This is a genomic window from Sinorhizobium sp. B11, assembly GCA_039725955.1.
Classification (GTDB): domain Bacteria; phylum Pseudomonadota; class Alphaproteobacteria; order Rhizobiales; family Rhizobiaceae; genus Rhizobium.
Window position 1 is genome coordinate 623864 of the sequence record CP091033.1, and the last position, 26460, is coordinate 650323.

The window sequence follows — 26460 nt, forward strand, 5'->3', positions numbered from 1 at the left end:
GCCGTGTATGGATCCGCGTGCAGCAAGTGCTGACCGGCCGCGATGAAGCTCATCACGACCTCCTGTCAAACGGCCCGGGAACTAGATCCAACCCAGTCGGTAGTCGTGCCACGAAAACGATTTGAAAGACTACCGCTTACACGGATCTCAACTGAGAATGCTGTCGATCGTCAACGCGACAAGGCCTGCCAGGGTGAAAGTCTCCCAAAGAGCTTTGTGATAGCTGAGAGCGAGGCGGCCCGCATGCGCAACAGTCTCTGCCGGCGAAGGGCATCTACGCGTGTTCCCGGTGCCTTCGCGAGTGCTGCCCTGGCTGCCCTCACGGGCTCCACCAGACTGGCCGCGACATCCGGCAAGGTATCCACTTCCGCTTCGAGGCGCGTGAGATAGGCGTTCAGCCCGTCGGCGGCGGCTTGCCGCAGGCGGGCGGTTGGAGCGTTGCGAAGTCTGCGCGTCGCCCAGCGCAGATGTTCCTCAGCGTGCCGGTGCAGCGCCTGCGGATGCTTGTATGCCCTGTGGTCGCCAAGCATGTCGGCGACAAAAGCCACTTCTCCGAGCTCGCCGCAGCGCCACCAGAGCTCCATATCCTGCAGATATTGCCAGGCCGGATCCCAGCGGCCGGCCTTGAAGAAGACATCCGTCCGGATCGTCGCACCCGGCATCGCGACCATATTGTTGAGCAGCAGCAATTCCCGGAAGGCCTCACCGCTGTTGCTGTAACTCCACGCGAAGCGGTGGCCAGGGATCGGGTCTCCTTCATAGGTGATCTGCCTGAAACGGCCGTGGATCAGGGCGGGGTTGCGCATTGCCGCGCGCCCGATGGCGCGCAACGCGCCCGGAGCGAGGCGATCGTCGGCGTGCAGTGTGACGAGGTAATCAGCATTCGCGCCGGCGGTATAGGCGCGGTTCCAATTGTCCGTGCGCGGTACGGTGTCGCGGTGCAGAGCCGGCTTCAGCAAGGGAGACGAGTAGGATTCGATTATTTCCCGGCTGCCGTCGGTGGAGCCGTTGTCGCAGATATGAACCTCGAAGTCCGGATAATCCTGTGCCAGAGCGCTGTCGAGCGCCTCGGCAAGCGTTTCAGCATTGTTGTAGCAGGGTATGATAATGGCGAGAGAGGGTAATCTGCTTGATGTTCCGGCCGTCATGATGATCTCCCGTTTACTCGTCCTCTGATCCCGCGAAGCGCGTCAAGGGATCGTCAGCAAGGCTCCGCTTGTCCCGGTCGAAGCGGGACGGCACAAGTATTTCCTCCGTCGTCGACGCTAGCCGGCAAGGGCCGCGTCTGCGATCTTCACATCGAACACATTGCGCGCCGGTAGCGTCCGGACATCGAAGCCGTGAGCGACCACGCCGTTCAGCATCGGGCAGACAAAGAGCAGGCCGTTGTGCGAAAGGCGCGCTCGGTTCTCCAGGCTGTGGGCCAGAGCCAGATGAAAAACGGCGGCGTTGCGGAAAGCATAAACGCCTGCCGATGCATGATCGGAAATGACGACCTTTTCCCTTGCCTCCTGCATCCGGCCATCCTTTCCAAGGCTGAGATAGCTGTATTGCGGATGGCGGGAAGCGAATGTGAGCGCGAGACCGCCGAGATTGGCGTCGGCAGCGAAGATGTCGGCAATATCAGCATCGCAATCGAACATGATATCGCAGAGATCGATGACGACAGGCGCGTCCGGAAACGCGACGAGTGCCATACCGGCCGCAGCGCTCCAGGCGGCGCCACCGCTCATTTCGGACAGCCAAACGATGCGCGCTGTTGGATAGCGCGCCAGCAATGTTTCGCGGGCGTAGCGCTGTGATGCTGGCCTGTCCCGCAGCACGAAAACAGGCACAGCCGCACCGCTCCACCAGGAGCGCGCCTCCAGCGTGGCGCCGAGCAATGTCGTCTTTCCAACCGGCGTTTCCGCCTTCACCGAGCCGTCAGGTCGCTCAAAATCATTCCCGGCCATGGGAATGATGATGTTCAGCGGCGCCATCGCGCTCGGGCTGGTTGCGACGTCACGCATAGGCAGGCTCGCGACCCTGCAGATATTCGGCCAGATCCTCGGGCGTGCCGAGCCCGTGCATGTTCCTGACGTCGATCTCGTAAACGCCAATGCGCGCACCGTTGCGAATGGCGTAATTATAGGCCGGGCAGACATAGAACTCGTTGTTGGTGCGGTCGTTGTGCACCATCATGTCGAGCGCGCCCTTCATGAAATCGCCGGCGCGGCGGAAGAAGTAGATGCCCACCGTCGCCAGTTCGGAGATCGGCTGCTTTTCGGCAACCCTGAGCACGAAACCTGCGGCATCGGTTTCGGCGAAAGACCATTTCGGGTCGCGCTTCGGATCGCGAAACACGAGGATCGATCCGTCGAGATCGCGCGACATGCAGTCATCGATGAAATCGACGATACGCATGTCCACAACCTGGTCGGAATTGGCGATGAGAAGCGGAGCTTCCTCGTCGAGGTGCTGGCGCGCCAGCAGAACAGTGCAGGCGGTGCCTTCGGTAAGTTGATCGACCGAAACGATCCCGACGCCCTGGGAGCGCAGTTCGGCCACCGCATCCGCCTGGCTGTCCAGATGTTCTCGCAGCAGCAGGACCGTCGGCTGTCCGCCGGGCGGCAGCGTGTTTTCCAGCACATGCTGGATCATCGGCCGGCCAAGCACGTCGATGAAGGGCTTTGGGCGGGTGAACCCGACTTTGGCGAAGCGGCTGCCCCGGCCGGCGGCCGGAACTACCAGCTGCACGGGTCGCTGGGCCTGTGCGGAGGACAGGCGGCGGACCCCATTGAGCTCGAAGTTCTCGATCATCTTCGGATTGTAGAAGCTGTGGTAGCGGTCTGCCGGAACGCTTGCGGAAACGACACGGCCGCCATCCAGGATGACCTCGTTCAGCGAGGAGCTGACATAGTAGCGATCATCCACCGTGACCCCGTGCCTCAAGGCAGCGGTCGCGGCCTTGAAGAAAATCTGGGCCTCGCGGAAATAATAGAATCCGGCGATCGCCTTGTTGCTGATCACATCCTTCTCGGATGTACGGTTGACCAGGCCGTCATCGCCAAGCGTCACATAGGACCAGCGCGGGTGGATCGTCTCGAAGGTGATGACGCCGGCATCCGCTTTGGCTGCCTCGAATTCGGCAATCACGGATGCAAGGCGGGTGTCGATAATCTGGTCGCTGTTGGCAATCACCAGCGGCTCGGTCGGGTCGATCCTGTCGATCGCCATCAGGCAGGTGCAGAGCGCACCGGCGGTCGCGCCTTTCAGCATGACGACTTCGGAGCGACCATTGGTGCTGAGGTCGAAGATCCGCTCATAGGAATATTTGACGGCATCCTGCTGATCGACGAGGAAGAGGAAATGCGTATCGCCGCCAAGCGACTTCATGTTTTCGATGGCCCACAGGATCATCGGCTTTCCGGCCACTTCGATGAGCGGGCGCGGATAGGCGTAGTCTTCCGGGCTGAAATGCGGGCTTGTGCCCGTGGTGGGGAACAGGACGATCATGCCATCACCTCCGATACACGCTTGATTTCGGATACGATCCGGCCGTAGACAACGTCGGCCGGTGTTCCGATCTGCATGACGTAAGCGCCGCTGTCTCGCGCGGCCTTCAGGCCATATTCATTGTCTTCGAGAATAAGGCACTCATCCGGCCTGAGACCGAAGCGCTCCATCGTCGTCACATACATTTCCGGATCCGGCTTGGCCCGGGTGACATCCTCATTCGATACGATGAGGTCGATATAGTCCGCCAGTCCGGCGCGCCGCATCATGGACTCGATGGTGACGCGGATCGAGTTCGAGCAGACAGCGATCTTGTAGCCGTCGTGCTTGAGACGGCTGAGCGCATATTGATGGGCAAACACCGGCTTGCAGCGGGTGTAGATCAGCTCCATCGTATAGTCCTGCTTCAGCTCATGGATCAGCTCGTTCAGTCCCTTCGGCAAACCGTTGGTACGGGAGAGGATCTCCAGCTTGCGGCGGGTCGGCAGGCCATCGAACGTGGTGAGATGCGCCTGGCGATCGATCGGCATGCCGAAAAGATCGAGCGCCCGGTTCAGCGCCTCATAATGCCATTCCTTGGCATCGATCAGCACGCCATCCATGTCGAACAAAACAGCACGGATCATGTGACTTCCTCCTCAACCATCCAGGCAAAGCTCTGCTCGGCTGCATCGGGCAGATCGGTACAGATCATCAGCCGCTCGAGTGGAAGCCCACTCTTCGCAGCCTGTCGCAATGCGCCGGACCAGGCAGCCCAGACTGCCTCATGCGGGCGCTTGTGCAGTTCCGGCGAGACCATCGCGACGTATTTTCCGCGTCGGAGATCATCAATCGCGCGTTCGATGGATGCCGGCTTTTCGGTGAAGGAATCTACCCAGACACCCTCGCAACGTTCGTAGAAGGATGGGTAGAGCTCGACTTCGCTATAGCGGGTGAAAACCGGGATGCCGCTGTCGAGATAGGGCCTGAGATCGGGAACTGAGGCATCGAAAACGAACGAACGTTTCGTCACCCCATACTGTTCCAGCATCGGCACCAGGGCAGGGCAGAGGCCGTCCGCCTTGATATTGATGGCGAGCCGGCCCGGGGCGCCATTTGCTGCATAGCACTCAAGAACGCGCGCAAAGGACAATGCGCCGGTTGTGGCGGGATCGTGTGAAATAACCAGTTCGCCATCCAGGTCGCGAACATCCAGTTCGACGCCATGCCCGGCGGCAAAAGCCTTGTCGAATGCCCCTAAAGTGTTCCGCTCATGGGGGGCAAGCCACCAGCCACGATGTGCAAGTATGATCATTATTATGTACCTCCGGCCAAATTGGCCAATAAACGATTTGTGTCGTCACAAAGGGCCGGATGAAATCCATGCATGTGCCGACCAATCTTCATATGCAGGATTGTAATTCCATCTTGACTATGCAGAAGTGAGTATAGATCGTCAACATAGAATATACACCAAAGTTGTTACTTTGGTAACACGTGCGGTACGCGTAATAATGCAAATATAAATTCCAGATAAACTCAATAGAACATGTGACCATGGGCACATCTAGTACGGCATCACTACTCGGCGCAGATCAGGACCAGGAGCCGCGTAGTGTCTCTACATCGCGGGATGCGCTATGGGTTTCGGGCGCTCGTCTGGTCAGTCAGCTCTGCGGTATCGGTACGTTGCTCGTCGCGGCCCGCGTCCTCTCACCGGCCGACGTTGGCGTCTTTGCCATGGTCTCCTCGACCGTGTTGCTGCAATCGAAGATTGCCGAAGCCGGATGGAGCGAATACCTGATTGCTGCGCCGCACGATCGAGAGCTGCCCGGTACGGTCCTTTTTTGCGCGCTTGCAAGCGGTTTCGCCTTCACCATCCTTGGCCTGATCGGGCTTGTCGTTTCGCTCGTCTGGCTGGCACCCACCGGATCGATCTTTGTCACTCTCTTGCTGCTGATGGCGACCATCGTGCCCGGAACGTTCATTATCTGCCAGAGCGGCGTACTGGTCAGGGGACGACGCCTGCGTGAACTTGCCTGTTATCAGGCGGCATCGGAGTTTGCGGGCCTTCTGGTGACGACCGGCGGACTGTTGCTCGGCTGGGGCATTGTCGCGCTCGCGGCAGGACGCTGTTGCGTCGTCATCGTCGCTCTCCTGATGTCGACGGGCTTTGCGCGCTGGCTTCCGCGCTTCGAATTCCAACTAACAACCGCCCGCGAGGCGCTTGCCTATTCTACACGGCTCCTGGCGTCACGCCTGATGCAGTTCGCGCAAAGTTACGGTGCGGAATTCCTGATCGTGTTCTTCATCGGCGCGACGGAGGTCGGCCTTTACAGAATGGCAAGCCGCATCGTCGGCGCGGTCACAGAGCTCATTTCCGAACCCGTGCGAATGCTGGCATGGAGTTATTTCTCCCGCCAGCAGAGCGCGGCGGGCGGCGGGGCGGAAGGCCTCAGCCGGCTCACGTCATTGATCATGGCGGCTACCGCATTTGCCGCTCTTCCCGTCTTCATGGGGCTTGCCGTCGTATCCGAGCAGCTCGTCAGCGTGCTGCTTGGGGTCCAGTGGCTCGCGGCCGCCCCAGTGCTTATTCTTCTGGCAGCTGCGCGCGGTATTGCCGTCATCCAGATGCTCAACGAACCCGTACTCAGCATTATCGGCCGGGTCTCCCTGTTGCCACGGCTGAATATGGTGTTCACAGCAACAAGCCTCGCCTGTCTTGCGATTGCCGGCTGGGTCCGCCCGGACCTCGTCAATATCGCGATCGCGCAGGTCGTGGCTGCGGCATTGACCACCTCAATCTCTCTCTACTTCCTGCAGCGCGGCACGGGTTTCCGTTGGCCCTCCCTGTTGCGCAGGGTTCTTCCCGCCGGGCTGGGCGCCTGCGTCATGGTCGGCGCCGTCGGTCTGGCCCTGCATATGACAGGCGGCAGCCTGCATTTGCCCTTGGTGGACTTGTTGATGGGGGTTGTGGTTGGCTTGCTTGCCTATGTCGTCATCGCGTGGTCCAGCGGTCGCGCCCTGATGGCGGAGCTGAACCATGTGACAGGTGCGCGCTAGCGGCCCGGATGCTGATGCCCTCTAAAACCGAGCTTTGGTCGAGCGCCTCGACCGTGCAGTGGGGAACGAGATGCCCACTCGATTGTCTGTCGCGTGAGATTTCGGGCACAAGGCGGGATGTATCCGCGAGCTTCGAACTTATCACCGCTGAGCGCGTTCTCATCTTGCGATAATCGACCCGCCGGATGGAGGTGCCCATGACGGATATACGAACGCGCGGATTCAAAACGAAAGCCGAGGTTGATGAACATCTTGCCGATATCGAAAAGGCGGCCGAAGCGGAGGAGGCTATGTTGCCGCGGGTCGATCAATCGGCGGAGGAGCAGGAGACTGCCGAGCTCGCAAGATTGCAGGCGGACCTGACGTCGTTGCGCCGACGCGTCGCTCTCCTCCGCGAGCAGGCAAAGACCGCCATTTCGACACGCGCCCAATCGGCGGATGGGAGAGCCAATCAGCGGCTTGCGAACTATCCCTGGCTGAAACTCGCCGGCATCATTGCCGTGACGCTCCTGGTGGCGGCACGGTCCAGATCACTGCCTTCTTCCGGCATGACAGTGATGCCTCTCGCCTTTTTGCGTTCTCGCTAAGGGTGATCAGCCCGAAGCGAATAATTGACGGGGAGTTCGGCGATAACAGGGATCGATCGCCTGTGGGCCATTGCCAAACTCTCCACGTCGATCAGATACGATCTTCCATGAACTGTTCTGCTCCCTCCACCGGCTGTAGCCAGGGTTCGCGCCGCTTGATCCAAAGCTCGTAGGTGGGCTTGAGGCCGGTTGGCGCGTCCTCAAGCGTTCCGAGTTTGATCTCGGCCTCGTCTTCGTCGTAGGCAAAGACCCGCGAACCGCAGGTCGGGCAGAAATGGCGGCCGTGATGCACTGCGGTTTCCCCCGTGGTCATGAACGCGCCCTTCCGCCAGATGGCGTAGTAGGTAAAGGCTGCGCCGCTTTCCTGCCGGCAGTCGGTGCAATGGCAAAGCCCGATCCGTTTCGGCTCACCCTCGACCTGGTAGCGTATCTTGCCGCAACCGCAGCTCCCCTGTCGTATGGTCATCCAACTCCCTCCCTTAATGCTTCACTCCGACGAGCGTTTGATCGTCGTCGAAATTGCCGTTGCTCAAACTGTCGTAGCGATTGAGGCTTGGCTTGCCGCCGCGAGTGCCGAAGGGCGTCAACTGCACCATCATTTCCCTGGCGCGATCGAGTGCGGCTTCTTCGCTCGCCGCCGCCGCTTCGGGAAGGCGTACAGTCAACTGCTCACCGGCATCGCCGAAGAAATCGACATGCCAGGCCTTGTGCCGGTGCGTTACCTTTGCGTCGCTCACATACATTGAAACCTCCCTTCGGCTTTTCCGCGGGTTACGCTTCTCTCGTGGCTTGGAATTCACTGTATCAACCGATATGCTCGCGGTTGGTTCCGGGGTCTTCGTTTCTGCGCTCTGCGCGGGTGTGGTTCACTCAAGGTTTCACTCCGCGCTGCCAAGAGACGGGCGTTCATCGAGGAGCCTTGCTTGATACAAGCTGGCTTGCGTCGCACGTCGAGATGATCGACGCATCCAATTGCAATCCTCTGCGTTCACTTCAAACACCACATCTGTTCGAACGCTCGAAAGGAACGCATATGAGTTTTCCAGTTCCGACAACGAATGATCCTACGCATCGGTATCAGGAGGCGACAGACGCTGCCCGTATGGCCTTGGAGGCGCTTGTCGCTGATGCCAACGCGGCGGGCTGGAGCACGGATGAAATAACAGTGGCACTGGTCGAGGCGGCCCGCTCGCTCAAGGAAGCAAACACAAGGGATCCGGATCCCGCCGAGGATCCGTCGATCAGCGATATCGATGCGAAGCAAGGACAGATTGGACGTGGTGAGTTATTCGACTGAGTGACGACCCGGCGACCGCTCACGAACATGAGAAGCCCCGGACTTGAGCTCGCATCTGGCGCAGGATCGTCTCGTCAGATCCTGATCTGCAGCAGACCGCCCCTGGCAACCTGTCTGCCGTGGCACCAGAACGGGTGGATCATGTCACTTATGGTCAGGATATCGGCGCATGGAACAAGCGGCGACCATCCTTCATCGGCATCGAGGCCAACGAAGGCCAGCCGTGTCAGTGATCTTGTACCTGAAAGCAAATCTTCGTCATCGACGGTGATGTCTACCAGCAGTACTTCCGGAGCCCGCACGGAGCAATCGACCGCTTCCCGAGCGATCGTCGTCACCGATATGCTCGGCCCGATATAGAAGGCCATGATTGTGTTGTTGTCGAAATCGGAGATGGCGGGAACGAGCAGATTTGGTGGTAGGGCTGTCAGCGTGTCGCGTGTACCGTCGAACCGATGCCCGGTAACGTCCTCACCTGCGAGACTGCAATTTCCCGAAAACTGATAGAAGATTTCGCGTCGGGTCAGATATTCAACCGTCCACTGACCGATATGATCGGCTGCATTTGAAATCGTGAGCGCGGCGATCTCCGAGACGACTTCGTGGAAAGTGGTGCGAGCGTTGGCCATGGCAATTTCTCCTTGAGAGAACAAAGGCGGTGGACGGATGAATGTTCCACCAAAAGAGAATAACGCCCATGCAGGTGATGACCCACGGCTTCGATCGCGGCCGTGCTTTCAGGGCCGTGCTTTCAGGAAGCTACCGCCGAGCCACGCAATGAGCGCCATCATATTGACGCAGTGCGCGTTAACCTTTGAGAGCGAAGGAGATGAGCATGGCCGGCTACGATAGCTATTATATCGAGATCACCACGCGTCTTCGATCCGTGCGATCTTTCTGCGACTTCCTGTCGAGCGGCGGGACGGTCGGTGTTGCTTCGGCGGATGGCAAACGCTACGGCGATGTTACCCCCGATCTGCTTGCAAGAACGCGCAAGGAAGCAGAGGCACTGGATCGCATACGCCGGCAACTTTTTCCGGAGCGTGCGGATGAGGAGGTTTCGCCGGCGCTCTATACTTGTGAACTCAACGGCTCTCGCCCGCCACGTAAGGCAGGTCGAGCTCAATCATGACGGGTGCATGATCGCTCGTGTGGTTCCACCGGCGCGGATTGCGCCGGACGCTCACAGAGCGAAGATGTGGGGCGATGTCTGGACTGAGAAGAACATGGTCGATCCGCAGTCCGGCATCCCGTTCGAATGAGTTTCTCCAGTATTTCCAGAAGGTGTAGATTCGCTCGTCCGGATGAAGGTGGCGAAGCGCATCCGTCCATCCCTGTTGAACCAGCCTGGCATAGGCCTTCCTGACCTCTGGTCTGAACAGGGCATCATCGCGCCAACGTTCCGGCGAATAGACATCCATGTCTGTCGGTATGACGTTGAAGTCGCCGATGAGGAGGGTCGGGACTTCGATGTCCAGGAGCTCTCCGGCATAGTGATGCAGGCGTTGAAACCAGCGCAGCTTGTAGTCGAACTTGGGGCCGGGCACAGGGTTGCCGTTTGGAAGATAGACGCAGCAGATCAGCAGACCGCTTACGGCAGCCTCGATGTAGCGGCTGTGGCTGTCGTCCGGGTCTCCCGGCAAGCCTCGGCGCGTAAGCACCGGCAGAACGTCTCTCGCAAGGATTGCCACGCCATTCCAGCTCTTTTGGCCGTGCCAGACGGCGCGATAGCCTAAGCGTTCGATCTCCCGTTGGGGGAATTTATCATCGGGAGTCTTCAGCTCCTGAAGGCAGACGATGTCTGGCGCATCTTCTTGCAGCCATCGCACGAGTATTGGGAGGCGGCCGACAATTCCGTTGATATTGTAGGTGGCTATTTTCAATCGACCTCCAGACGGCGAGGCGGGCCGGACAGGTTGGGTGCTCGTCTGCCATTTCGTTGGCCATGGTGGGAAACCGGAAAAATCGCCATGTTCACCATCCCCGTCGCGTCCGGTTGACACGGTCCGCACTCGGCGAGGGGAATGTACATGGCTTCAGAAAGTTCCTTTGCCCGGACGCCGAGGTGGAATCAGGCCTGCTTGCAATAACGTCACCCCGCTCTTACTTACCTCCTATCACCCGTATCGGATGGGTAAGCTCCCATCGGACCGCAGGATCTCCTCTTGAGGAAGCGCGGTCCAGACAAGACTTTGGCAAACATCGACTATTGGCTGGTCCAGTACCTATCGCAGCCGCAACCACGCAGCGGCAAAGCCAGATCCTCTGATCGTTTGATCCAAGCCTGCTTGGATTTGCGCCCACCCGTGCAGGACGAATGCCGCGAGATCGCCAGGCGAGCGGGTTCGGTTCCATCATTCGCAAGGAGAAAACATGCAGGTCATCGTTAGAGACAACAATGTTGAACAGGCTCTGCGCGCGCTGAAAAAGAAGATGCAGCGCGAAGGACTGTTTCGAGAAATGAAGGAGCGTCGGGCCTATGAAAAGCCCTCCGAACGCCGCGTCCGCGAAAAAGCCCAGGCGATAGCCCGGCAGCGCAAGGCTGCCCGCAAGAAGATGCAGCGTGAAGGGCTTCTACCGGCAGCAAGACGCCGCGCGTCTGCGCGCTGATAACAGCAGCGCCGCCGCAATAAGCCGGTGGCGCTCTATTCTGGCCCCTCTGTTCTGGAAAGGGACATCATGGAAGAGTTGCGTAGTTTGACGGTTTCCGATGATCGGCTTGACGATTGCCGCGAGGCTATCGGACCTGATCTGCAGGATCTGATCGAGGCGACTGTGGCTTCTGGTTTTACGATCGAGGAAACACTGATTGCGATCAGCGAACTGGTGGCAGAAGATTTCGCCTCCGCGGTAAGGCTCCCGAGCGTTCACTGAGGAGGGCACTCAAGCGCGCGATACGCGGTCTCGAGGTGGTGCGTCATGACTGTCGACCACTTTTTCTTCTCCATCGAGCGCGTTTTGCATTTCCTCGAGAACGCGAATGAGCTGCGAAGTCGTCGGCGTTGCGTGGTTAGAGATAACCGGGTCGGCAGCAATATCGACGGGCATTCTCTGGCCTGTCCGCGACAGCGCTGGCAGCAGGCTCACGATGAGCCGGGCGAAGAACTTCTTTCGGCGTTCGGCGACCTCTGCCAGCAGGAAACAAAGGACGAAGCAGGCAACCAGCAGGGCTGCCGCCGTCGGAACATGCTCCTCCACCGGATGCAGGAAGGATGCAAACATGAGAATGAGCGGCTGGTGGACAAGATAGAGCGTAAAGCTGCCGCCAGCCAGCCATCTAATCGCCGGACCTGTCTTTTCGAACAGTGGCCGAGCCTGGCGAAGCAGCGATGCCGCACCGATAAGATGCAAGACCACGGCAACGCCGATGAGATTGAAGTAGACGAAGTTGATCGCTTCTTGAGGTGGTGACCAGGTCTCGTACATGTTGGTTGCGGCGCGATCGGCGAAAAATTTCAAGCTGAAGAACAGCACGACCGATGCGGCAATCATTGCGATCGCGATGGGACGCCGAAAGGGTGGGCGCTCGATGACGCACTTCATCGTCAACCAGCCCATGAGCCACAACGGCATAGACATCAGGATTTTCGGGCCGGCGAAAGCGGCCCAGAGGCACAGCAACGGTATTTTCGCGCGGTTCGGCGAAAAGGCCAGCAGGCCGAAGAACAGGTAGTATTGAACTTCAAAGCCCAGCGACCAGTAAGGTTCGCCGCTGCCGAAAACGGCATGCGCAAACCATAGTTGATTGGTGAAGGTCACATAGGCGAGCGCGGCTTCGATCGAAACTGGCGTGAAAAAGCCGGTGTTGATGAAATCGTAGTAAAAGCCGTTGGCATGCGTCCCGATACTGTCGGCCACGAAGATCACGGCAATCGCCAGCAGGGCAACAGGCATAATTCGGGCGAGACGGGCGACAACGTATACGCGCCACTCCTTTTCGCTCACCTGCCTGACGTAGCTGATAACAAATCCTGAAAGAACAAAGAAAACGGCGACCGCTTCCCGCCCCCAACCAAGAGGTCCGATCTTGATGGAGGGGAGAAGGAAGACATGCGCGTGGGAGAGAAATACGACAACGGCTGCGCCGAACCGCAGCAGGTCGAGATAGATGGAAAGATTGCCGTGGATCTTCCTGCTGTCAGTCGTGCCCATGCCTTATTTCCCGCCGGATGACAAAGCGCATGTTCAGTTGAGAGCCGCTTCGTTCAGGACCTGATTTCCGCGCGGATGCGCGAGGGCGCCATTCGATCAAGCAAACCCTTTAAAAATGTTTAGTGAATAGTCTTAAATGCGGAGAAGTGGCCGCTTTCGACAGAAAAATCGCGTTATGCGCGTATTTCCCCGACTACTATAACCGTTTTGCCCAGGCCGCTGCATATGCGGATAGTTTTTGCATGTGGTCGCCAACGGAATAGCCCGAGATCTTCTTCCGGGGCTTGAGGTCGTGGTCGCCATCTTCCAGCCAGAGCAGATCGATCTGATCGGAGAGCGAATAGGTTGCGACCTCGTCTCTTGATCCAAAGGGGTCACGCGTTCCTTGGCAGATCAGTGTGGGCGTTTGCAGGCTTTCCAGATGCGCGGTGCGAAGCTGGTCTGGCTTTCCCGGCGGGTGAAACGGATATCCGAGGCAAAGCAGGCCCCGGATTTTCTTCGCCGCCAAAGTCTCGTCTGCAATCATGCTTGCGACACGACCGCCCATCGACTTGCCCCCGATGATCAGGTTGCCGGCATTGAGTTCATCGATCGCCGCACGATATTCGCCGAGCAGATGGTCTGCACGAGGAGGCGGCTTTACCGCTCCGGTCTGGCGACGCTGGGCCATATAGGCAAACTCGAATCGAGCTACTTTGAAGCCGCCGTCTGCCAGCGCTTTCGCTAGACCGGTCATCGACGCAGAATCCATCGCTCCGCCTGCACCATGGGCAAGGAGGATGGTGAAACTTGCCGTTTCCGGTCCCGTAATCAAAAAGCTGGTCATTTCTTCTCCGCGTGCCCTTGATCTGAGTCTGTCATACAGGCGGCGATACTCTGCGAGCGAACATGCGATCTTAGCAAGAGCATGGCTCTCAATCGACCGAAGGCTTTCCGGCTTCTATTGCCCCTCAAATCAAGCAAGGCCCTGATTCTTCAGGCAAAAGGCCGAAATATAACCCGTATGAGGTGCGCCGTTGAGTGGATTGTTCGCCAGCGTTTCAGGGAGCCATTTTTTGGCTCCATCAGCACTGCGTTAACGATTTGTTAACCATGAAGCAGCTAAAGCTTTTAAACCGAAATTAACCAAGTTTACTAACGTGTTAACCGAAGCGCGCTCCATTCGCATCAAAGGCAGATCGTTTCTTGCGGTCGTGCTGACACCTGATTTGCCGTTCGAGGATTGGCTCGTACGTCTCGACGACCTCGCTGCGCGATCAGCTGGTTTCTTCCTCGGCAGGCCGGTTGTTCTGGATGTCAGTGAACTCGCGCTGGATCGTGCCGCCCTCAAGGGAATGGTTGCGGCTCTCGGCGAGCGCGGCGTCAGAGTGATGGGTATTGAAGGCGCGCGACCATCGCAGCTCGACGCCAGCATGCCGCCGGGCATGGTTGGTGGGCGACCGGCCGCTGATGTGGAGATGCCTACCGCTAGCGCGGAGACCGAGGCGCGGAAACCGAACAAGGCGCAGCCGGCCGAAGTGCGAGAAGTCGTTGCACCGGTTGTTCGTGCAGCTCCGTCTTCGCTTGTACTGCATGAGCCGGTGCGCTCCGGTCAGTCGATTGTTTTTCCCGAGGGGGATGTAACGGTCATCGGATCCATCGCTTCGGGCGCTGAAGTTATCGCCGGTGGTTCGATCCACGTTTATGGCGCGCTTCGCGGACGCGCACTCGCCGGGTCGATCGGCAATTCAGCGGCGCGAATCTTCTGCCGCAAGCTGGAGGCCGAGCTTCTGGCAATCGACGGGATCTACAAGACCGCCGACGATCTGCCGGCGGATCTGCGTGGCCAGGCTGCGCAATTATGGCTTGAGAATGATGCGATCATGGCGTCGCGACTGATTTAACGGGTGAATGGTTCAAACAGGAGAGGGATATGGGAAAGGTCATTGTTGTAACCTCGGGTAAGGGTGGCGTTGGCAAGACAACCTCGACTGCAGCGTTGGGGGCCGCGCTGGCGCAAAGAAACGAGAAGGTCGTGGTCGTCGATTTCGACGTTGGCCTCCGCAACCTCGATCTCGTCATGGGCGCCGAGCGCCGGGTCGTCTATGACATGATCAATGTCATTCAGGGCGACGCCAAGCTGACCCAGGCGCTGATCCGTGACAAGCGCCTCGAAACGCTGTTCCTGCTGCCGGCGTCCCAGACCCGCGACAAGGACTGCCTCACCGAAGAAGGCGTCGAGCGCGTCATCACCGAGCTTAAGAAGCATTTCGACTGGGTCATCTGCGACAGCCCGGCCGGTATCGAACGTGGTGCAACGCTTGCGATGCGGCACGCCGATATCGCTGTGATCGTCACCAATCCGGAAGTTTCCTCGGTACGCGATTCCGATCGCATCATCGGTCTTCTGGATGCCAAGACGGAAAAGGCGGAGCGCGGCGAGCGCATCGAAAAGCATCTGCTTCTCACCCGCTACGATGTCACCCGTGCCGAACGCGGCGACATGCTGAAAGTGGATGACGTGCTCGAGATCCTGTCGATCCCGCTGCTCGGTATCATCCCGGAAAGCATGGATGTGTTGCGTGCGTCCAACCTTGGCGCTCCGGTGACGCTTGCAGATCAGAGCAGTGCGCCGGCCAAGGCCTATTTCGAAGCGGTCCGTCGCCTTAACGGCGAAGTTCTTCCGGTTTCGATCCCCGGCGAGAAGCGTGGTCTGTTTGGCAAGATCTTCGGACGGAGGGCAGCATGAGCGTATTCGATTTCTTTCAGAAGAGGAAAACCGCGCCGGTTGCGCGCGAACGCCTGCAACTGCTTTTGGCACATGAACGAATCTCTCCCGGATCGGATCTCGTTTCGATCCTTCGAGAAGAGATCCTTGCTGTGATCGCCAAGCATGTCGAAATCGAAGGCGATCGCCTGCAGATCAGGATCGATCGCGGCGAGAACGTCTCAATCCTCGAAATCGACGTCGAAATCCCCGCCAAGGCCGCCCGGGCGGCTTGAGCTACGAGCTGATTTATCCGGGAGGCTGAAATGTCTCCCGGGAAAATCTCATGTTCCTCACGGTGGCGGATTTCTGGCCTTACAGGATCACCGGTGAGAGACCGCAGTCGGCGCGGAAAGCCTTGAAGGCCCCAAGCGCCCGCAGCGAGCGGCCGTCATCGATCGCGGCCAGGTCGAGAATGATCGCGTTGGCGATTGTCATGGGAACGACAAGAGATTGGGATTCGCCGGCGTCGCCGCGGGAAACCGAAATCTGCCTGTCGGGTGCCGGATCGATGCGGATACTGAGCAGATCGGTCAGCGCCAGCACCCTGGCACCTCTTTCGGCTGCGATCATTCGGATCTGATGGATGAGGGGCGAGGCTTTGCGGAAGGCAAGCAGCCAGACGACATCGCCGGTTTTCAACGTAGCCAGCACTTCGGCGATCAGATGCATCTGGCTGGCGAGATCGACTGACGGATAGCCCGAGCGATTGAGCCTCAGGGCGATGAGCGAGGCGAGGGCGGCAGAATGCCCACGCCCGAAGACGAAGACGCGCCGGCAATCGCGCAGCACTTCGGAAAAACCTCTGATATCGGCGTCGGCAACAGCGTTGCGCACCTGCTGGAGCGCAGTGATCTCGCTGTCGAGAACGGAGGAAAGCACGCCGCCGTCCTCCGCCCGGACGAGACGGGCGGCCATGCGGGCGGCCGGGCTTTCAAAATCGCCGCCGCCTTCGATGAGATTCGCCTGCAGAAAGGTCCGGAATTCCGGATAGCCTTTAAAGCCAAGGCGGCGTGCCAGCCGCACCGCCGAGGCCGGATGTACACCGGCGCGGAAGGAGACCGTTTTGCCGTTTTCCATCGCCGCGCGGATAGGATCCTGCATCATCACGTCGAGAAGGCGCGTATCGGCCTCGGTGAGCTTCGTCGAGTTGCGGCTGATAAGATCGCCGAGAAGCTGCGGAATCTCGCTTTGTCTTTCCATTGCATCACTTCTTGCGCTTTTCCAAACCGGAACGATCAGCGGCGCCTAAATTCGACGATCTCCGGCTGAAAGATCGACGCGGCTCCCGCTCTGGTTATCGAAAAACACGGCCTGGTCAAGGTCGCACATGACCCAGAAGTTGTCGGAATGGCGCGGTACATCCTTGCGCGGACTGGTAAGCGTGATGCGTCCGGCCGGGCTCTCACAATGCAGGATGATATCAGACCCTGTCATTTCCGACAGCATGAGCCGGACGGGCAAGGCAGGCTCCGCAGGTTCCTCGGCGCGGATTGTCATGGATTCGGGCCTTAGTCCGGCGGTCAGGCCCGGTCGGCCCCGCCAGCCCGGAAGATGCTCGACAGGCATGAAATTCATCGCGGGAACACCCAGGAAGCCCGCAACAAAGCGGTTCTGCGGCTGGTCATAGATTGCCTCCGGCGTGTCGAACTGCAGGAGATTTCCGTCCTTCATCACCGCGATCCTGTCGGCCAGTGAAAGCGCCTCGGTCTGGTCATGCGTGACATAAACGATTGTCGCGCCGAGCTGGCGATGCAACTCTTTGATTTCGGTGCGCATGGCGACCCGCAGCGCGTTGTCGAGGTTCGACAGCGGCTCGTCCATCAGGAAGATGGAACTGTTGCGCGCCATGGCCCGGCCCATCGCCACACGTTGACGCTGACCGCCGGAAAGGGCACCCGGCTTGCGATCGAGATAGGCTTCGAGCTGCAACATCTTTGCCACATCTTGAGCCCGCGCATTGCGCTCGGCTTTCGGCATGCCGCGCAGTTCCAGGCCGAAGGCAATATTCTCGCGCACCGTCATATGGGGATAGAGCGCGTAGTTCTGGAAGATCATGGCAATGTCGCGATCTTGCGGAGCGAGATCGTTGGCCCGCCGGCCGCCGATTTCGATATCACCCTCATCGCACCGCTCAAGCCCTGCGATGAGGCGCAGTAGGGTAGACTTGCCGCAACCGGAAGGGCCGACGATAACGATGAATTCGCCGGACTTGATATCCATGGAGACGCCGTGCAGGACTTGCGGGCCGCCGACGTAGGACTTTCTGATATCGCGCACGACGATCCCGCTCATTGCGCAGTCTCCGCCTCGATGCGATTGCGTATGGCGATGGCAAGGCTTGGGCGGTCTGTCGTGAAGACTTTCACGCCAAGTGCCAGCACCTTTTCGATCTGCCTGGCCGAATGGGCCGCCCAGCAACCAAAATCGAGCCCTGCGGCTTCAATTTCAGCCATCAGTGCCGTATCGGCGGTGTCCACGTGGACGCCGATTTCCGGGATATTATGAGACTTCGCGACTTCGATAACAGCCGCGGCCCCGAGCTGACGCAGCACTGGCGGGCTGACGAGCCAGAGTTTCGGCCGGCTGGTTGCCGCTGAAAGCGCATCCTGCGATTCCACCAGAAAGGAGGAGAAGATCGTCCTCTCGAGCATACCGTGGCGGGCGAGGGTCTCTACGACATGCGGTACGAAACTCTCATAGGGGCGACCGTCGACCCCCGGCTTGATCTCGCAGCGGAAGTCAACCGTGCTGTCGGCATAGAGGGCGCAGAGTTCGGCAAGCGAGATCGGATGTCCGCCGGCACCGTAATTGATGACGGCGGCGCGAACCTCCGCCTCGCTCATCGCCGCGATCACGCCGCTGCGGTCCGTCGTTCCGTCAAGAGTAGCGTCGTGATGAACCATGATTGCGCCATCGGCTGTCGGATGGACGTCGAACTCGACTTCTTCCAGCGCCATTCTTGCCGTCGCGGCAAAACCGTGCGGCGTGCTGTCGCCGAATTCCAGAGTGCCGCCGCGATGCGAAGCGATGCGTGTCATTCTATGCTTGTCCTTGTTCATGATTATTTGACCGCGCCGAGCGTAATGCCGCGCACGAGATGTCGCTCGACCAGCAGGAAGCCGAGCAGTACGGGCAGCATGCTGAGGGTGCAGGCCGCCATGACGAGTGGCCAATCGACCAGACCTTCACCGGGATTGATGCGATAAAGGCGAGCAAGACCGATCTGCAGCGTGTAGAGGTCTTCCTTGCCAACGGCGACGAGCGGCCAGATGTAGTTGTTCCACTCACTAATGAATATGTAGAGCCCCATGGAAAAGATGGCGGGCTTCGCGATCGGCACGATCACGCGCCACAGCACCTGCAGCGGTGTTGCGCCGTCCATATAGGCGGCCTCGTCCAGCGCTTTCGGGATGCCCTTGATGTATTGGCGCAGGAAGAAGGCGGCAAAGCCATTCGAGATCGCGGGCAGGATGAGACCGGCATAGGTATCGAGCAGACCGGCCTTGGCGAGTGTCAGGTAGTTCGGGATCAGGCTGATATGGCTCGGGATCATCAGCGTGGCGACGGTCGCGCCAAAGAGCAGGTTGCCGCCGCGGAACTGGTAGCGCGCGAAGGCAAAGGCTGCCATGGTTGCGACCGTAATGCCGAGCAGCGTCACCAGGCCCGACACGATGATGCTGTTCAGCAGGTAGCGCGCGAAATTGTATTCGGCGACGGCCCGGACGTAGTTGTCTAGCGTGAACTCGTACTGGCCCGTGTAATAGGACTGCGCTGTCTCGAAGGACATCCAGATCGAATAGAGTACGGGCGACAGGAAGATCAGGCCGGCAGCAAGCGCGAGCCCGGTCACAAGACGGTTCTTAAGCCTCATAGTGAACCCTCCGGCCGATGACGAAGGATTTGATCAGCGCGAGCACGATCAGGAAGATGAAGAGCAGGACGGCGAGCGCCGATCCCCTGCCGATATCGAAAAGGGTAAAACCGACGCGGTAGAGCAGATTGACCAGCATATCGGTCGCACCCGCCGGGCCGCCGCGGGTCATGATGTTGACGATGGTGAAGACCTGAAAGGCTTCAATCACCGAAATCACCAGCAGGAAATAGGTGGTCGGCATGACCAGGGGCACGGTCACGCGCCGGAAGACATGAAAGCGGCGGCCGCCATCCACGGCGGCAGCATCATAAAGTTCCTGCGGCACCGCCTGCAGGCCGGCGATATAGATCACGATATCGTAGCCGAGCTGCTTCCATGTGTTGACTACTATCAGCACCCAGAGCGCGAGTTGCGGATCCTGGAGCCATTGCACCTTGCCGAGGCCGAGCGAAGTCAGCGCCGCATTGACCATGCCGTAATCGGTGGCGAAGACCCAGGAGAAAACAACGGCGATCGAGACTGTCGAGGTTACGGAGGGCAGAAACAGCGCACCGCGCAGGAGCCTTGAGGGCAAGGTTTCGCGCACGAGATAGCTTGCAACGGCAAGCGCGAGCGCCAGCCGGATCGGCACCGAGAACAGCGCAAAGATCGCGGTTACCTGCAAGGAATTCCAGAAGTCGCGGGAGTTCAAAAGCAGGCGGTAATTCTCAAAGCCGACGAAAGGCATAGTCGGCGACAGGAAGTCCCAGTGCCGGAAACTGAGGTTCACGCTGGTGATGACGGGAATGTAGGTGAAGACCGTGATGAAGATCATCAACGGTGCGACAAGAAGATAGGGTGTGAGTTTGCGCAGCATGGGACCGGAACAGTTGAGACGACGGGCCGTTCAAGACCCGCCGTATTGCTGAAGTGAGAGGCTCAGTTGCTGGAACGCTTGGCTTCTTCGCGCGTCTGCGCGGCAAAATCCTTCATCGTTTCAGTGACATCGCGCTGCCCGAGCGCCATGGCTTCCCACATCTTGTATTCGGTCGAGCGCATCCAGGTGACGACGGGCGGACGAGCGCGGCCATGAGCGAAATCAAGCTGCTTGATGGCGACGTCGATGCCCTGCTTCTTGGCAAGCGCTTCGATGGCAGCCGGCTGGGCGGCGCTCTTCTTGTTGATCGGCAGGTAGCCGGTTGCGGCAAACCAGATGGAATTGGCTTCCGGCGAAGCAGCGTAGCTGATGAACTTGTAAGCGGCGTCCTGAACATCCTTAGAAGAGGTTGATAGGATACCGATACCGGCGCCGCCGATCGGAACCGAGCAGACCTTGTTGCAGGGCATCGGACGCACTTCGAGCTTGTCACCGAGCGCCTTCTTGGCACCGCCGTAATCGCCCGTCGAATTCAGGGAGATGCCGACCTTGCCGGCAAAGAAAGCGTCGCGGCCGACATCTTCATCGGTGACGCTATCCGGGGAGGCGACCTTCTGGTCATGTACGAGCGAGGCCATCCACTGATAGGCTTCGATCGTATTGGGCGAGTCGAGCAGGACATCGTTGGTCTTGGAATCGATGAGCTCGCTGTCATTGGACATGACGAGACCCCAGCGCGCAAACTGGCCAGGGGCTGCAATGCCGGTGATGCCTTCCGAGCCGAGCTTCTCGGTGATTGTCTTCGAAACGGCAAGAATATCTGCGAAAGTCTTCAGCGGCGGCTCCGTCGTGAAGCCGGCGCGCGCCAGGATGTCCTTGTTGTAATAGAGGACCGGCGTGGAGGAGTTGAACGGCACGATGTAGTTCTTGCCGTTATAGACGCCGACCTCACGTGCGTAGTCGTAAAGGTCGTCCTTTAGCGGGTCGGCGTTGAAATAGGGTGTCAGGTCGGTCAGGGCGCCGCGGTCGGCAAAGAGGCCGTAGCGGGTGACTTCCATGATGACGGCATCAGGCGCGCGTTTGGCGGGAATGGCGGCCTGCAGCTTGGCGACGATGTCATTGTAATCGCCCACAAACTCGCCCTCGATATGGATACCGGGATTGGCAGCTTCAAAATTGGTGATGATCTTGTTGAGCGCTTCGCCGGACGATTTGCTGAAGCTGTGCCAGAACTTCACGGTCGTATCGGCATGCGCCGAACCGACCATGGACATCAGAGCGACAAGGCTGATGGCAGCCGTATTCTGCAATTTGTTTGACATAATTTTCTCCTCTGCAAAAAAAATTGCATTCCGTTTTGGCGACGGATAGCGCGCAGACGAGACAGTTTGTTGAAGGCTGTGCGAAGTTTTCGTGACAGAGGAGGGCGGGGGTCTCTAAGTCCGATGCCTGGTGACAGAGAGCTTCAGTTCGGCCGTGATCGAATGCGCCGGTGAAGGGGGGCGGGCTTCTGTCGGCGGTCCGACTGGTCGAACGCTGCGGTGCTTTATGCTTTGCAGGTAGCTGACAGCGTGATATTCCCGGTGACGCCCGCCTTTATCTCAAATGTTAAATAGAGATCATATGTCCCAGCAAGAAGACGCGGCGAACACGTCGCAAATGGATTCAGCTCCCCAGCCCATGGCAAGGCCTCAGCGTAAATGGCTGGGTGATATCGAACGCCTCAAAGGATTGGCTATCATCCTTGTCGTTTGGGGGCATACCTATGATGCAGCTTTCCCTGTATGGGCTATTGGTCTGCGTAAGGCGATCTACGCTTTCCACATGCCGCTCTTCATGTTCCTGAGTGGTTATGTCTTCGTCTATGTCGGCGCTCACAAACTGAAGGGGTCGCTGTCGACCTATACGTCAAAGCGCGCAAAGCGGCTTCTTATTCCGTTCTTCATCATGGCGGCCATCGTCATTCTCGGAAAATTCTTCGCAGGTCAGTTCGTATCGGTCGACAAGCCGGTCAATGACCTGCTGCTCTCTGTTCAGCACGTCTTCATCCATACCGAGCAGAGCCCGTCCATGTTCGTATGGTACCTGATCGTGCTTTTTTACTTTTCGATCGGCACGACGTTCCTGTTCTCGCGCATGAATGTAAGCCTGAACATATTGTTTGCGGCATCGATCATCATGTTCGGCCTGCACGTCATGATGTTCTACAATGACTCGATATTGGACTACGTCTACATAAACCGCATCTTCATGTTCTATGCGTTCTTCATGGCAGGCTGCATCGCCTGCCTGCACAAGGACGTTTGGGAGCGGTTCGTCGAGCGGTATTTCATTCCCGCGACTGCGGTCTTCCTCGTACTTCTTTATCTCTCCTTCGATTCCGAATGGCGCTATTTCCTCGTCGGCATGGCGTCGCTCGTCGTGTTCCACGGTCTTATCCGCTCCCGGCTTTGCAACCAGAACCGCGTCCTGGAATTCATTGGCCAGAACGCGTTCGCTATCTACCTGTTGAACACGATGTTTGTCGGAGCGGTGAAGGCCGTCTTCGGGCGGTTCTTCTCTGTCAGCGATCAGGCGCTGCTGCTTCTCCTCCTTGCGACAACGGCAGGTGTCGTCGGGCCAATCATCGTCAAGTATGCGATCGGCCGCATCGGATCGCTGCGCCCAATCGCTGCCGCGATGGAATGAGGAGAGAGGCGCGGTTCAAAAGGGGCCGCGTATCCGCAATTGAAACAGCGGGACCCGGTTCAGTCCCGGGTAATTTCCAGGTAAGTGCTTGCTAGGTCTTGTCCCTTGAAAACGGCTTTCCAAACAAAAGGAAAGCCGTTTCGATTTCTTCCTGCTTCAGCTGGCGGTGCGCGTTCTTGCCTCGGGGACGTCAGTCTCATCGGCGGTCGATACCGTCTGGTAAACCTTCTGGCGTTCGTCTTCGACGCTTTTGCTGCCAGCTTTCTTGGACCAGCGCTTTGTCGCTGTCGTCGTCAGGTTATAAAACGCGTAGGCTACGACGGCTGTCAGGATCACGCTCGTCGAGAATCGAAGCCAGTAATTTCCAGCAAAAACCAGCCCGACGACAAACCATACGTGCAGGTGCCACAGATACATTTCATAGCTGATGCGTCCGCCCATTTGGATTGGCCGCCATTCGGCCAGGCGAACGAGTTTTTCCGTTGCCGTTCCGAAAACAAAGGCGTTGATCAGTAGAAACATGCCGAAGCCGTGGACGGTGTAGCGGAAGGTGTCCTGGAAAAACTGATTGCGGAAGGCAATGCCGCCAAGCAGAAGAATGATGGCGAACAGGAAGGTCTTCCAGCCACGAAGTTTGACCAAATGGCTCCTGATCGCTTCATTGGCGAGGCCGAATGTCAGCAGGCAGCCCCAGGCGATCGAATCCAGGCGCGTCAGCGTGAAATAGTAGTTGAAGCTTTCCGGGTCTGGAACGGTATAGGCTGCCAGGATGCGCAGCGCCAGGCTGAGAATCACGACGCCGATGAGCAGTACAACGCGAGAAGACCACGTCCGCAGGGCGAGAAGCAGGAATGGGAAGAACATATAGAAATGCTCTTCGACAGCCAGCGACCACAAAGGACCGTAACTGTGAATTCCTTCGGGCATCGGCGTGAAGACATTCATCACCACCGGTACGTTGCCTAGATAGAAGATCGCCAGCAAAATCTGGCTGACCAGCACGTTTTCGCGATCGAAGATCAGATAGATCGGCACGGTTATGGCGATCATCAGAAAAAGCGGCGGCATCAGCCGCAGGAATCGCCGGGCGAAAAAGCGCGGCAGGGATATTTTCCCATAATTCCGTTCTTCCGACAGCAGGAGTCTCGAAATCAGAAACCCGCTGATTGCAAAGAAAATCGTGACGCCGAAACCGCCGGGGATCGCGGCCGAGAGCCGGAAATGTGCAACGACGACGATCAGGACCGCGGCAAACCGCAAGCCGTCAAGACCTCTTATATAACCATAGGCGGGATTATCGGCCGGCGGCGGGGAGGCAGGTGCTAGCAGCGTCATTGAAAGCCTTTCGTTCGCTCGATTTTCATCGATGATTCAAGCAAGATTTTTACCGCTGTCACCCATGCGCGCCAGCCTATGCTTCCGCGTGTCATAGTTGGCAGCGGTTATGTCTATCGGTACCTGAGAAGAGCCGAGAACGATTTTGTCCCTGCTTTCTTAGGACCCCGGAGTCATCGCGTCCAGATGCATTTTCTCTCTGGCTTCAATTCGGGCAGGAGAAATTGGCGACGAATTCCGATATGATACCGCATTGCAACAAAATTCGGAACGGCTTCCGGCGAGATCACGATATTTCGCGAAATTGTCACAGTCGCGCCGTTTGCGCGTCCTTTCTTTGTGTTAGGGTGCCAATCGAAAATGGCTCGGGGCTATGGCGCCGGGAAGGGGTTTTGGCTTGGCACGGGTGCATTCCGTTGATAGTCTTAAGCCTGATTTAATCGTAGATGCTGGAGAGCGCTCCATCGCCAACCTTTCCAAAAGGCTCCAGAATTCCGTCAAAGCTGCCCGATGAAGCGCCAGGACGTCTGTTGCGGTCGACATGGATGGCCGGACGCCAGGTCCATCTTTTCGGTCTGATGTAAATACCCGCCAAGGAACCAGTATGCACGAAATCTATCAGAAGGTATTCGGTGTCGGCAAAGCCATCAAAGGTCTCGACGGCCTTCGGGCGATATGTGTTCTCTTCGTACTGACCGATCATGCGGGCCTGACAAAAAGGTCGGAATCGGGAACGCTTGCCGTTTGGGTATTCTTTGCGTTGAGCGGCTTCCTGATCGTGCCAATCCTGTTTCGGGCGCGGCAGCGCATCGAAGCGGGAAGTTCCGATGCTTCGACAGAGATCGCGCTTTTCATGCGCAATCGAGCCTTGCGGATTTTCCCAGTCTATTATTTGACACTGGCACTGATCTTCCTGTCGACCGTTACCCTTGTCGCGGGCGACAATGTCGACAAATTTTACGGCAGTATCAGCTGGCTCGTGACCTACACGACCAACATCTATATCGGCTTCGTCAGACATGATTGGCTGGGACCCTTGTCCCACCTGTGGACGCTTGCGGTGGAGCAGCAGTTCTACGTGCTGTTCCCGTTGCTGTTCATCTGGCTGCCATCACGATACTGGCGGTCCAGCCTTCTGATATTCCTGCTTCTGCTGCTTGCGGTTTCGAGCCTGTGGGTATTTGGCGATGAACTCATGTTCCGCGTCAACTCCCTGTCGGGCTTCTATGCCATTGCCGTCGGCGGCGTTTTCGGACTCGTCGCCAGACAGCTCGGCACGATCAACCTGCGTTTTTCCAGTCTGGCGATCCTTGCGCTGGGCGTGCTCCTGGTTCTGCAGCACCTCTATTTCATTTTTGGCGGACATCCGAATGCAGCGCTGATCATTGCGCCGCTTCTGTCCGGATTGCTGATCATGCTGGTGACGGTCTGCCAGAACTCTGCCGCGACCAGATTTCTTGATCTTCCGCTGATCCGCGGCGTAGGCGTTGTCAGTTACGGCTTCTACCTGTTTCACGGCCTGCTGCTTGGTCCGTCAGGACGGCTTGTCGCCATAGCAACGGGGATGCGGGACGGGACGGCGTTCCAGGTCATGCAGATTGTTACGGCCTTCATTCTGACGATGATCGTAGCGATCGCTTCCTTCGTCTTCTTCGAAGAGAAGATCATGCAGTTGAAGAAAAGGCGTGCGGCGCCGACGACCGTTGCCGCGGGTTCCAATGGCTGATGAAACTTGCTGCCGGTTTGATCGCTCTCTTTCTTCTGCAGGGGGCTGATGTGGCCGCGGCAGGACTGAAGATCGTAACGTTCGGCACATCGCTGACGGCAAGGGGCGGATGGCAGGCAGGTCTCGAGAACGCCCTCGAGCAGTGCCTTCACCGCCCCGTTGATATCGCCATTGTGGCAAAGAGTGGCTCAACCACCGAATGGGCTTTGTCTTCTGTGGACCGGGTGATCGCCGAGAGCCCTGACATAGTGCTCGTCGAGTTTTACGCCAATGACGCTGCCTTGAACCGCTGGATGAGCGTCAGTGCCAGCCAGCGGAACTTTTCAACCATCCTGGAAAGGCTGCGGACGGGATTGCCCCATGCGCGTATCTTCATGATGGTGATGAACCCTATGTCGGGGCTGCGGGGCGCGATCAGACCCTATCTCGAGAGCTACATTTCGGCTCACCGCAGTGTTGCGGCAGAATGGAACGTTGCGGTGATCGATCATAGCGCCGGTTGGGCGAAGCTATCGAACCGCGAACTCTCGACAGGAATCCCGGATGGCGTCCATCCCACGCCTGCCGCTGCGGCTGAAGTCATGGTGCCGACAATCGTCGAGGCGATCGGCGGGACATGCTCTGACTGAGCTCAGCTCAGGCAAAGCCTGCCATGCCGG

General features: G+C 58.4%; 30 protein-coding genes. 12 read left to right on the plus strand and 18 right to left on the minus strand.

The features are described from left to right. Window positions 1–170 precede the first annotated feature (170 nt). The 5 genes from LVY75_02880 to LVY75_02900 all read right to left on the minus strand — a co-directional run bounded on the left by LVY75_02880 (window position 171) and on the right by LVY75_02900 (window position 4789). A complete protein-coding gene (locus LVY75_02880) occupies window positions 171–1148 on the minus strand; it encodes a glycosyltransferase (GenBank protein XAZ20926.1) in 978 nt (325 codons plus the stop codon). A gap of 117 nt (window positions 1149–1265) precedes the next feature. Beyond that, window positions 1266–2009, minus strand: a complete 744-nt coding sequence (locus LVY75_02885; GenBank protein XAZ20927.1) for a hypothetical protein — start codon at window positions 2007–2009, stop codon at window positions 1266–1268. Beyond that, window positions 2002–3495, minus strand: a complete 1494-nt coding sequence (locus LVY75_02890; protein ID XAZ20928.1) for a glycosyltransferase family 2 protein — start codon at window positions 3493–3495, stop codon at window positions 2002–2004. Before LVY75_02890 ends, LVY75_02885 begins: the two co-directional genes overlap by 8 nt. Continuing rightward, the gene (locus LVY75_02895) at window positions 3492–4121 is read right to left on the minus strand and encodes an HAD family phosphatase (GenBank protein ID XAZ20929.1); all 630 of its coding nucleotides are present in this window, start codon (window positions 4119–4121) and stop codon (window positions 3492–3494) included. The genes LVY75_02890 and LVY75_02895 overlap by 4 nt, the downstream gene beginning before the upstream one ends. Continuing rightward, window positions 4118–4789 (minus strand): hypothetical protein, encoded by a 672-nt coding sequence (locus LVY75_02900; protein ID XAZ20930.1) that lies wholly within the window; start codon window positions 4787–4789, stop codon window positions 4118–4120. The genes LVY75_02895 and LVY75_02900 overlap by 4 nt, the downstream gene beginning before the upstream one ends. Window positions 4790–5031: 242 nt before the next feature. Between LVY75_02900 and LVY75_02905 the strand changes: the two genes are divergently transcribed. Next, the gene (locus LVY75_02905; protein ID XAZ20931.1) at window positions 5032–6537 is read left to right on the plus strand and encodes an oligosaccharide flippase family protein; all 1506 of its coding nucleotides are present in this window, start codon (window positions 5032–5034) and stop codon (window positions 6535–6537) included. A 197-nt stretch (window positions 6538–6734) separates the two neighbouring features. Further along, entirely contained in the window at window positions 6735–7124 is a 390-nt protein-coding gene (locus tag LVY75_02910; GenBank protein ID XAZ20932.1) for a hypothetical protein, read from the plus strand. A gap of 91 nt (window positions 7125–7215) precedes the next feature. On the opposite strand, the gene LVY75_02915 is transcribed toward LVY75_02910, so the two are convergent. Both LVY75_02915 and LVY75_02920 read right to left on the minus strand, forming a co-directional pair. Further along, window positions 7216–7590 carry a GFA family protein gene (locus LVY75_02915; protein ID XAZ20933.1) on the minus strand — a complete coding sequence of 125 codons (375 nt, stop codon included), beginning with the start codon at window positions 7588–7590 and terminating at the stop codon, window positions 7216–7218. 13 nt (window positions 7591–7603) lie between these two features. Next, entirely contained in the window at window positions 7604–7867 is a 264-nt protein-coding gene (locus LVY75_02920; protein ID XAZ20934.1) for a hypothetical protein, read from the minus strand. 290 nt (window positions 7868–8157) lie between these two features. On the opposite strand from LVY75_02920, the gene LVY75_02925 reads away from it, so the two are divergent. Next, complete coding sequence (locus tag LVY75_02925) at window positions 8158–8421, plus strand: hypothetical protein (protein XAZ21300.1); 264 nt, start codon at window positions 8158–8160, stop codon at window positions 8419–8421. A 74-nt stretch (window positions 8422–8495) separates the two neighbouring features. Here the strand turns inward: LVY75_02925 and LVY75_02930 are convergent, their stop codons facing one another. Then, a complete protein-coding gene (locus LVY75_02930; GenBank protein XAZ20935.1) occupies window positions 8496–9050 on the minus strand; it encodes a hypothetical protein in 555 nt (184 codons plus the stop codon). Window positions 9051–9256: 206 nt separating this feature from the next. Between LVY75_02930 and LVY75_02935 the strand changes: the two genes are divergently transcribed. Further along, window positions 9257–9553 carry a hypothetical protein gene (locus tag LVY75_02935; GenBank protein ID XAZ20936.1) on the plus strand — a complete coding sequence of 99 codons (297 nt, stop codon included), beginning with the start codon at window positions 9257–9259 and terminating at the stop codon, window positions 9551–9553. Here the strand turns inward: LVY75_02935 and xth are convergent. Beyond that, window positions 9507–10304: an exodeoxyribonuclease III gene (xth, locus tag LVY75_02940; protein ID XAZ21301.1), complete on the minus strand. Its 798-nt coding sequence runs from the start codon at window positions 10302–10304 to the stop codon at window positions 9507–9509. The genes LVY75_02935 and xth overlap by 47 nt on opposite strands. A gap of 490 nt (window positions 10305–10794) precedes the next feature. Between xth and rpsU the strand changes: the two genes are divergently transcribed. Together rpsU and LVY75_02950 are read left to right on the plus strand one after the other, a co-directional pair. Further along, window positions 10795–11031: a 30S ribosomal protein S21 gene (gene rpsU / locus LVY75_02945; protein ID XAZ20937.1), complete on the plus strand. Its 237-nt coding sequence runs from the start codon at window positions 10795–10797 to the stop codon at window positions 11029–11031. 69 nt (window positions 11032–11100) lie between these two features. Beyond that, the gene (locus LVY75_02950; protein XAZ20938.1) at window positions 11101–11295 is read left to right on the plus strand and encodes a hypothetical protein; all 195 of its coding nucleotides are present in this window, start codon (window positions 11101–11103) and stop codon (window positions 11293–11295) included. A gap of 9 nt (window positions 11296–11304) precedes the next feature. On the opposite strand, the gene LVY75_02955 is transcribed toward LVY75_02950, so the two are convergent. Together LVY75_02955 and LVY75_02960 are read right to left on the minus strand one after the other, a co-directional pair. Next, window positions 11305–12573, minus strand: coding sequence for an acyltransferase (locus tag LVY75_02955; GenBank protein ID XAZ20939.1), 1269 nt, complete (start codon window positions 12571–12573; stop codon window positions 11305–11307). A 196-nt stretch (window positions 12574–12769) separates the two neighbouring features. Continuing rightward, entirely contained in the window at window positions 12770–13399 is a 630-nt protein-coding gene (locus LVY75_02960) for an alpha/beta hydrolase (protein XAZ20940.1), read from the minus strand. Between the two features lie 313 nt (window positions 13400–13712). Between LVY75_02960 and minC the strand changes: the two genes are divergently transcribed. Genes minC through minE form a run of 3 tightly spaced genes read left to right on the plus strand, consistent with a single transcriptional unit; the run spans window position 13713 to window position 15555 of the window. Beyond that, complete coding sequence (gene minC / locus LVY75_02965; protein ID XAZ20941.1) at window positions 13713–14456, plus strand: septum site-determining protein MinC; 744 nt, start codon at window positions 13713–13715, stop codon at window positions 14454–14456. A gap of 29 nt (window positions 14457–14485) precedes the next feature. After that, window positions 14486–15301, plus strand: a complete 816-nt coding sequence (minD, locus tag LVY75_02970; GenBank protein XAZ20942.1) for a septum site-determining protein MinD — start codon at window positions 14486–14488, stop codon at window positions 15299–15301. Next, the gene (minE, locus tag LVY75_02975) at window positions 15298–15555 is read left to right on the plus strand and encodes a cell division topological specificity factor MinE (GenBank protein ID XAZ20943.1); all 258 of its coding nucleotides are present in this window, start codon (window positions 15298–15300) and stop codon (window positions 15553–15555) included. The genes minD and minE overlap by 4 nt, the downstream gene beginning before the upstream one ends. 79 nt (window positions 15556–15634) lie before the next feature. On the opposite strand, the gene LVY75_02980 is transcribed toward minE, so the two are convergent. From LVY75_02980 to LVY75_03005, 6 genes are all read right to left on the minus strand, one after another. Continuing rightward, window positions 15635–16522, minus strand: coding sequence for a MurR/RpiR family transcriptional regulator (locus LVY75_02980; GenBank protein ID XAZ20944.1), 888 nt, complete (start codon window positions 16520–16522; stop codon window positions 15635–15637). Between the two features lie 45 nt (window positions 16523–16567). Beyond that, the gene (locus tag LVY75_02985) at window positions 16568–17614 is read right to left on the minus strand and encodes an ATP-binding cassette domain-containing protein (protein XAZ20945.1); all 1047 of its coding nucleotides are present in this window, start codon (window positions 17612–17614) and stop codon (window positions 16568–16570) included. Continuing rightward, the gene (locus LVY75_02990; protein ID XAZ20946.1) at window positions 17611–18360 is read right to left on the minus strand and encodes a glycerophosphodiester phosphodiesterase; all 750 of its coding nucleotides are present in this window, start codon (window positions 18358–18360) and stop codon (window positions 17611–17613) included. The genes LVY75_02985 and LVY75_02990 overlap by 4 nt, the downstream gene beginning before the upstream one ends. A gap of 23 nt (window positions 18361–18383) precedes the next feature. Further along, window positions 18384–19193 carry a carbohydrate ABC transporter permease gene (locus tag LVY75_02995; protein ID XAZ20947.1) on the minus strand — a complete coding sequence of 270 codons (810 nt, stop codon included), beginning with the start codon at window positions 19191–19193 and terminating at the stop codon, window positions 18384–18386. Continuing rightward, window positions 19183–20052, minus strand: coding sequence for a sugar ABC transporter permease (locus LVY75_03000; GenBank protein ID XAZ20948.1), 870 nt, complete (start codon window positions 20050–20052; stop codon window positions 19183–19185). Before LVY75_03000 ends, LVY75_02995 begins: the two co-directional genes overlap by 11 nt. Before the next feature lie 62 nt (window positions 20053–20114). Next, on the minus strand, window positions 20115–21374 hold the full coding sequence (locus LVY75_03005; protein XAZ20949.1) for an ABC transporter substrate-binding protein: 1260 nt from the start codon (window positions 21372–21374) through the stop codon (window positions 20115–20117). Between the two features lie 358 nt (window positions 21375–21732). Between LVY75_03005 and LVY75_03010 the strand changes: the two genes are divergently transcribed. Further along, a complete protein-coding gene (locus LVY75_03010) occupies window positions 21733–22740 on the plus strand; it encodes an acyltransferase (GenBank protein XAZ20950.1) in 1008 nt (335 codons plus the stop codon). A gap of 156 nt (window positions 22741–22896) precedes the next feature. Here LVY75_03010 and LVY75_03015 read toward each other — a convergent pair whose 3' ends face one another. Then, window positions 22897–24075 carry an acyltransferase gene (locus LVY75_03015; GenBank protein ID XAZ20951.1) on the minus strand — a complete coding sequence of 393 codons (1179 nt, stop codon included), beginning with the start codon at window positions 24073–24075 and terminating at the stop codon, window positions 22897–22899. Between the two features lie 604 nt (window positions 24076–24679). Between LVY75_03015 and LVY75_03020 the strand changes: the two genes are divergently transcribed. Both LVY75_03020 and LVY75_03025 read left to right on the plus strand, forming a co-directional pair. After that, window positions 24680–25801, plus strand: coding sequence for an acyltransferase (locus LVY75_03020; GenBank protein XAZ20952.1), 1122 nt, complete (start codon window positions 24680–24682; stop codon window positions 25799–25801). Next, complete coding sequence (locus LVY75_03025; GenBank protein XAZ20953.1) at window positions 25801–26430, plus strand: SGNH/GDSL hydrolase family protein; 630 nt, start codon at window positions 25801–25803, stop codon at window positions 26428–26430. Before LVY75_03020 ends, LVY75_03025 begins: the two co-directional genes overlap by 1 nt. Window positions 26431–26460 lie beyond the last annotated feature (30 nt).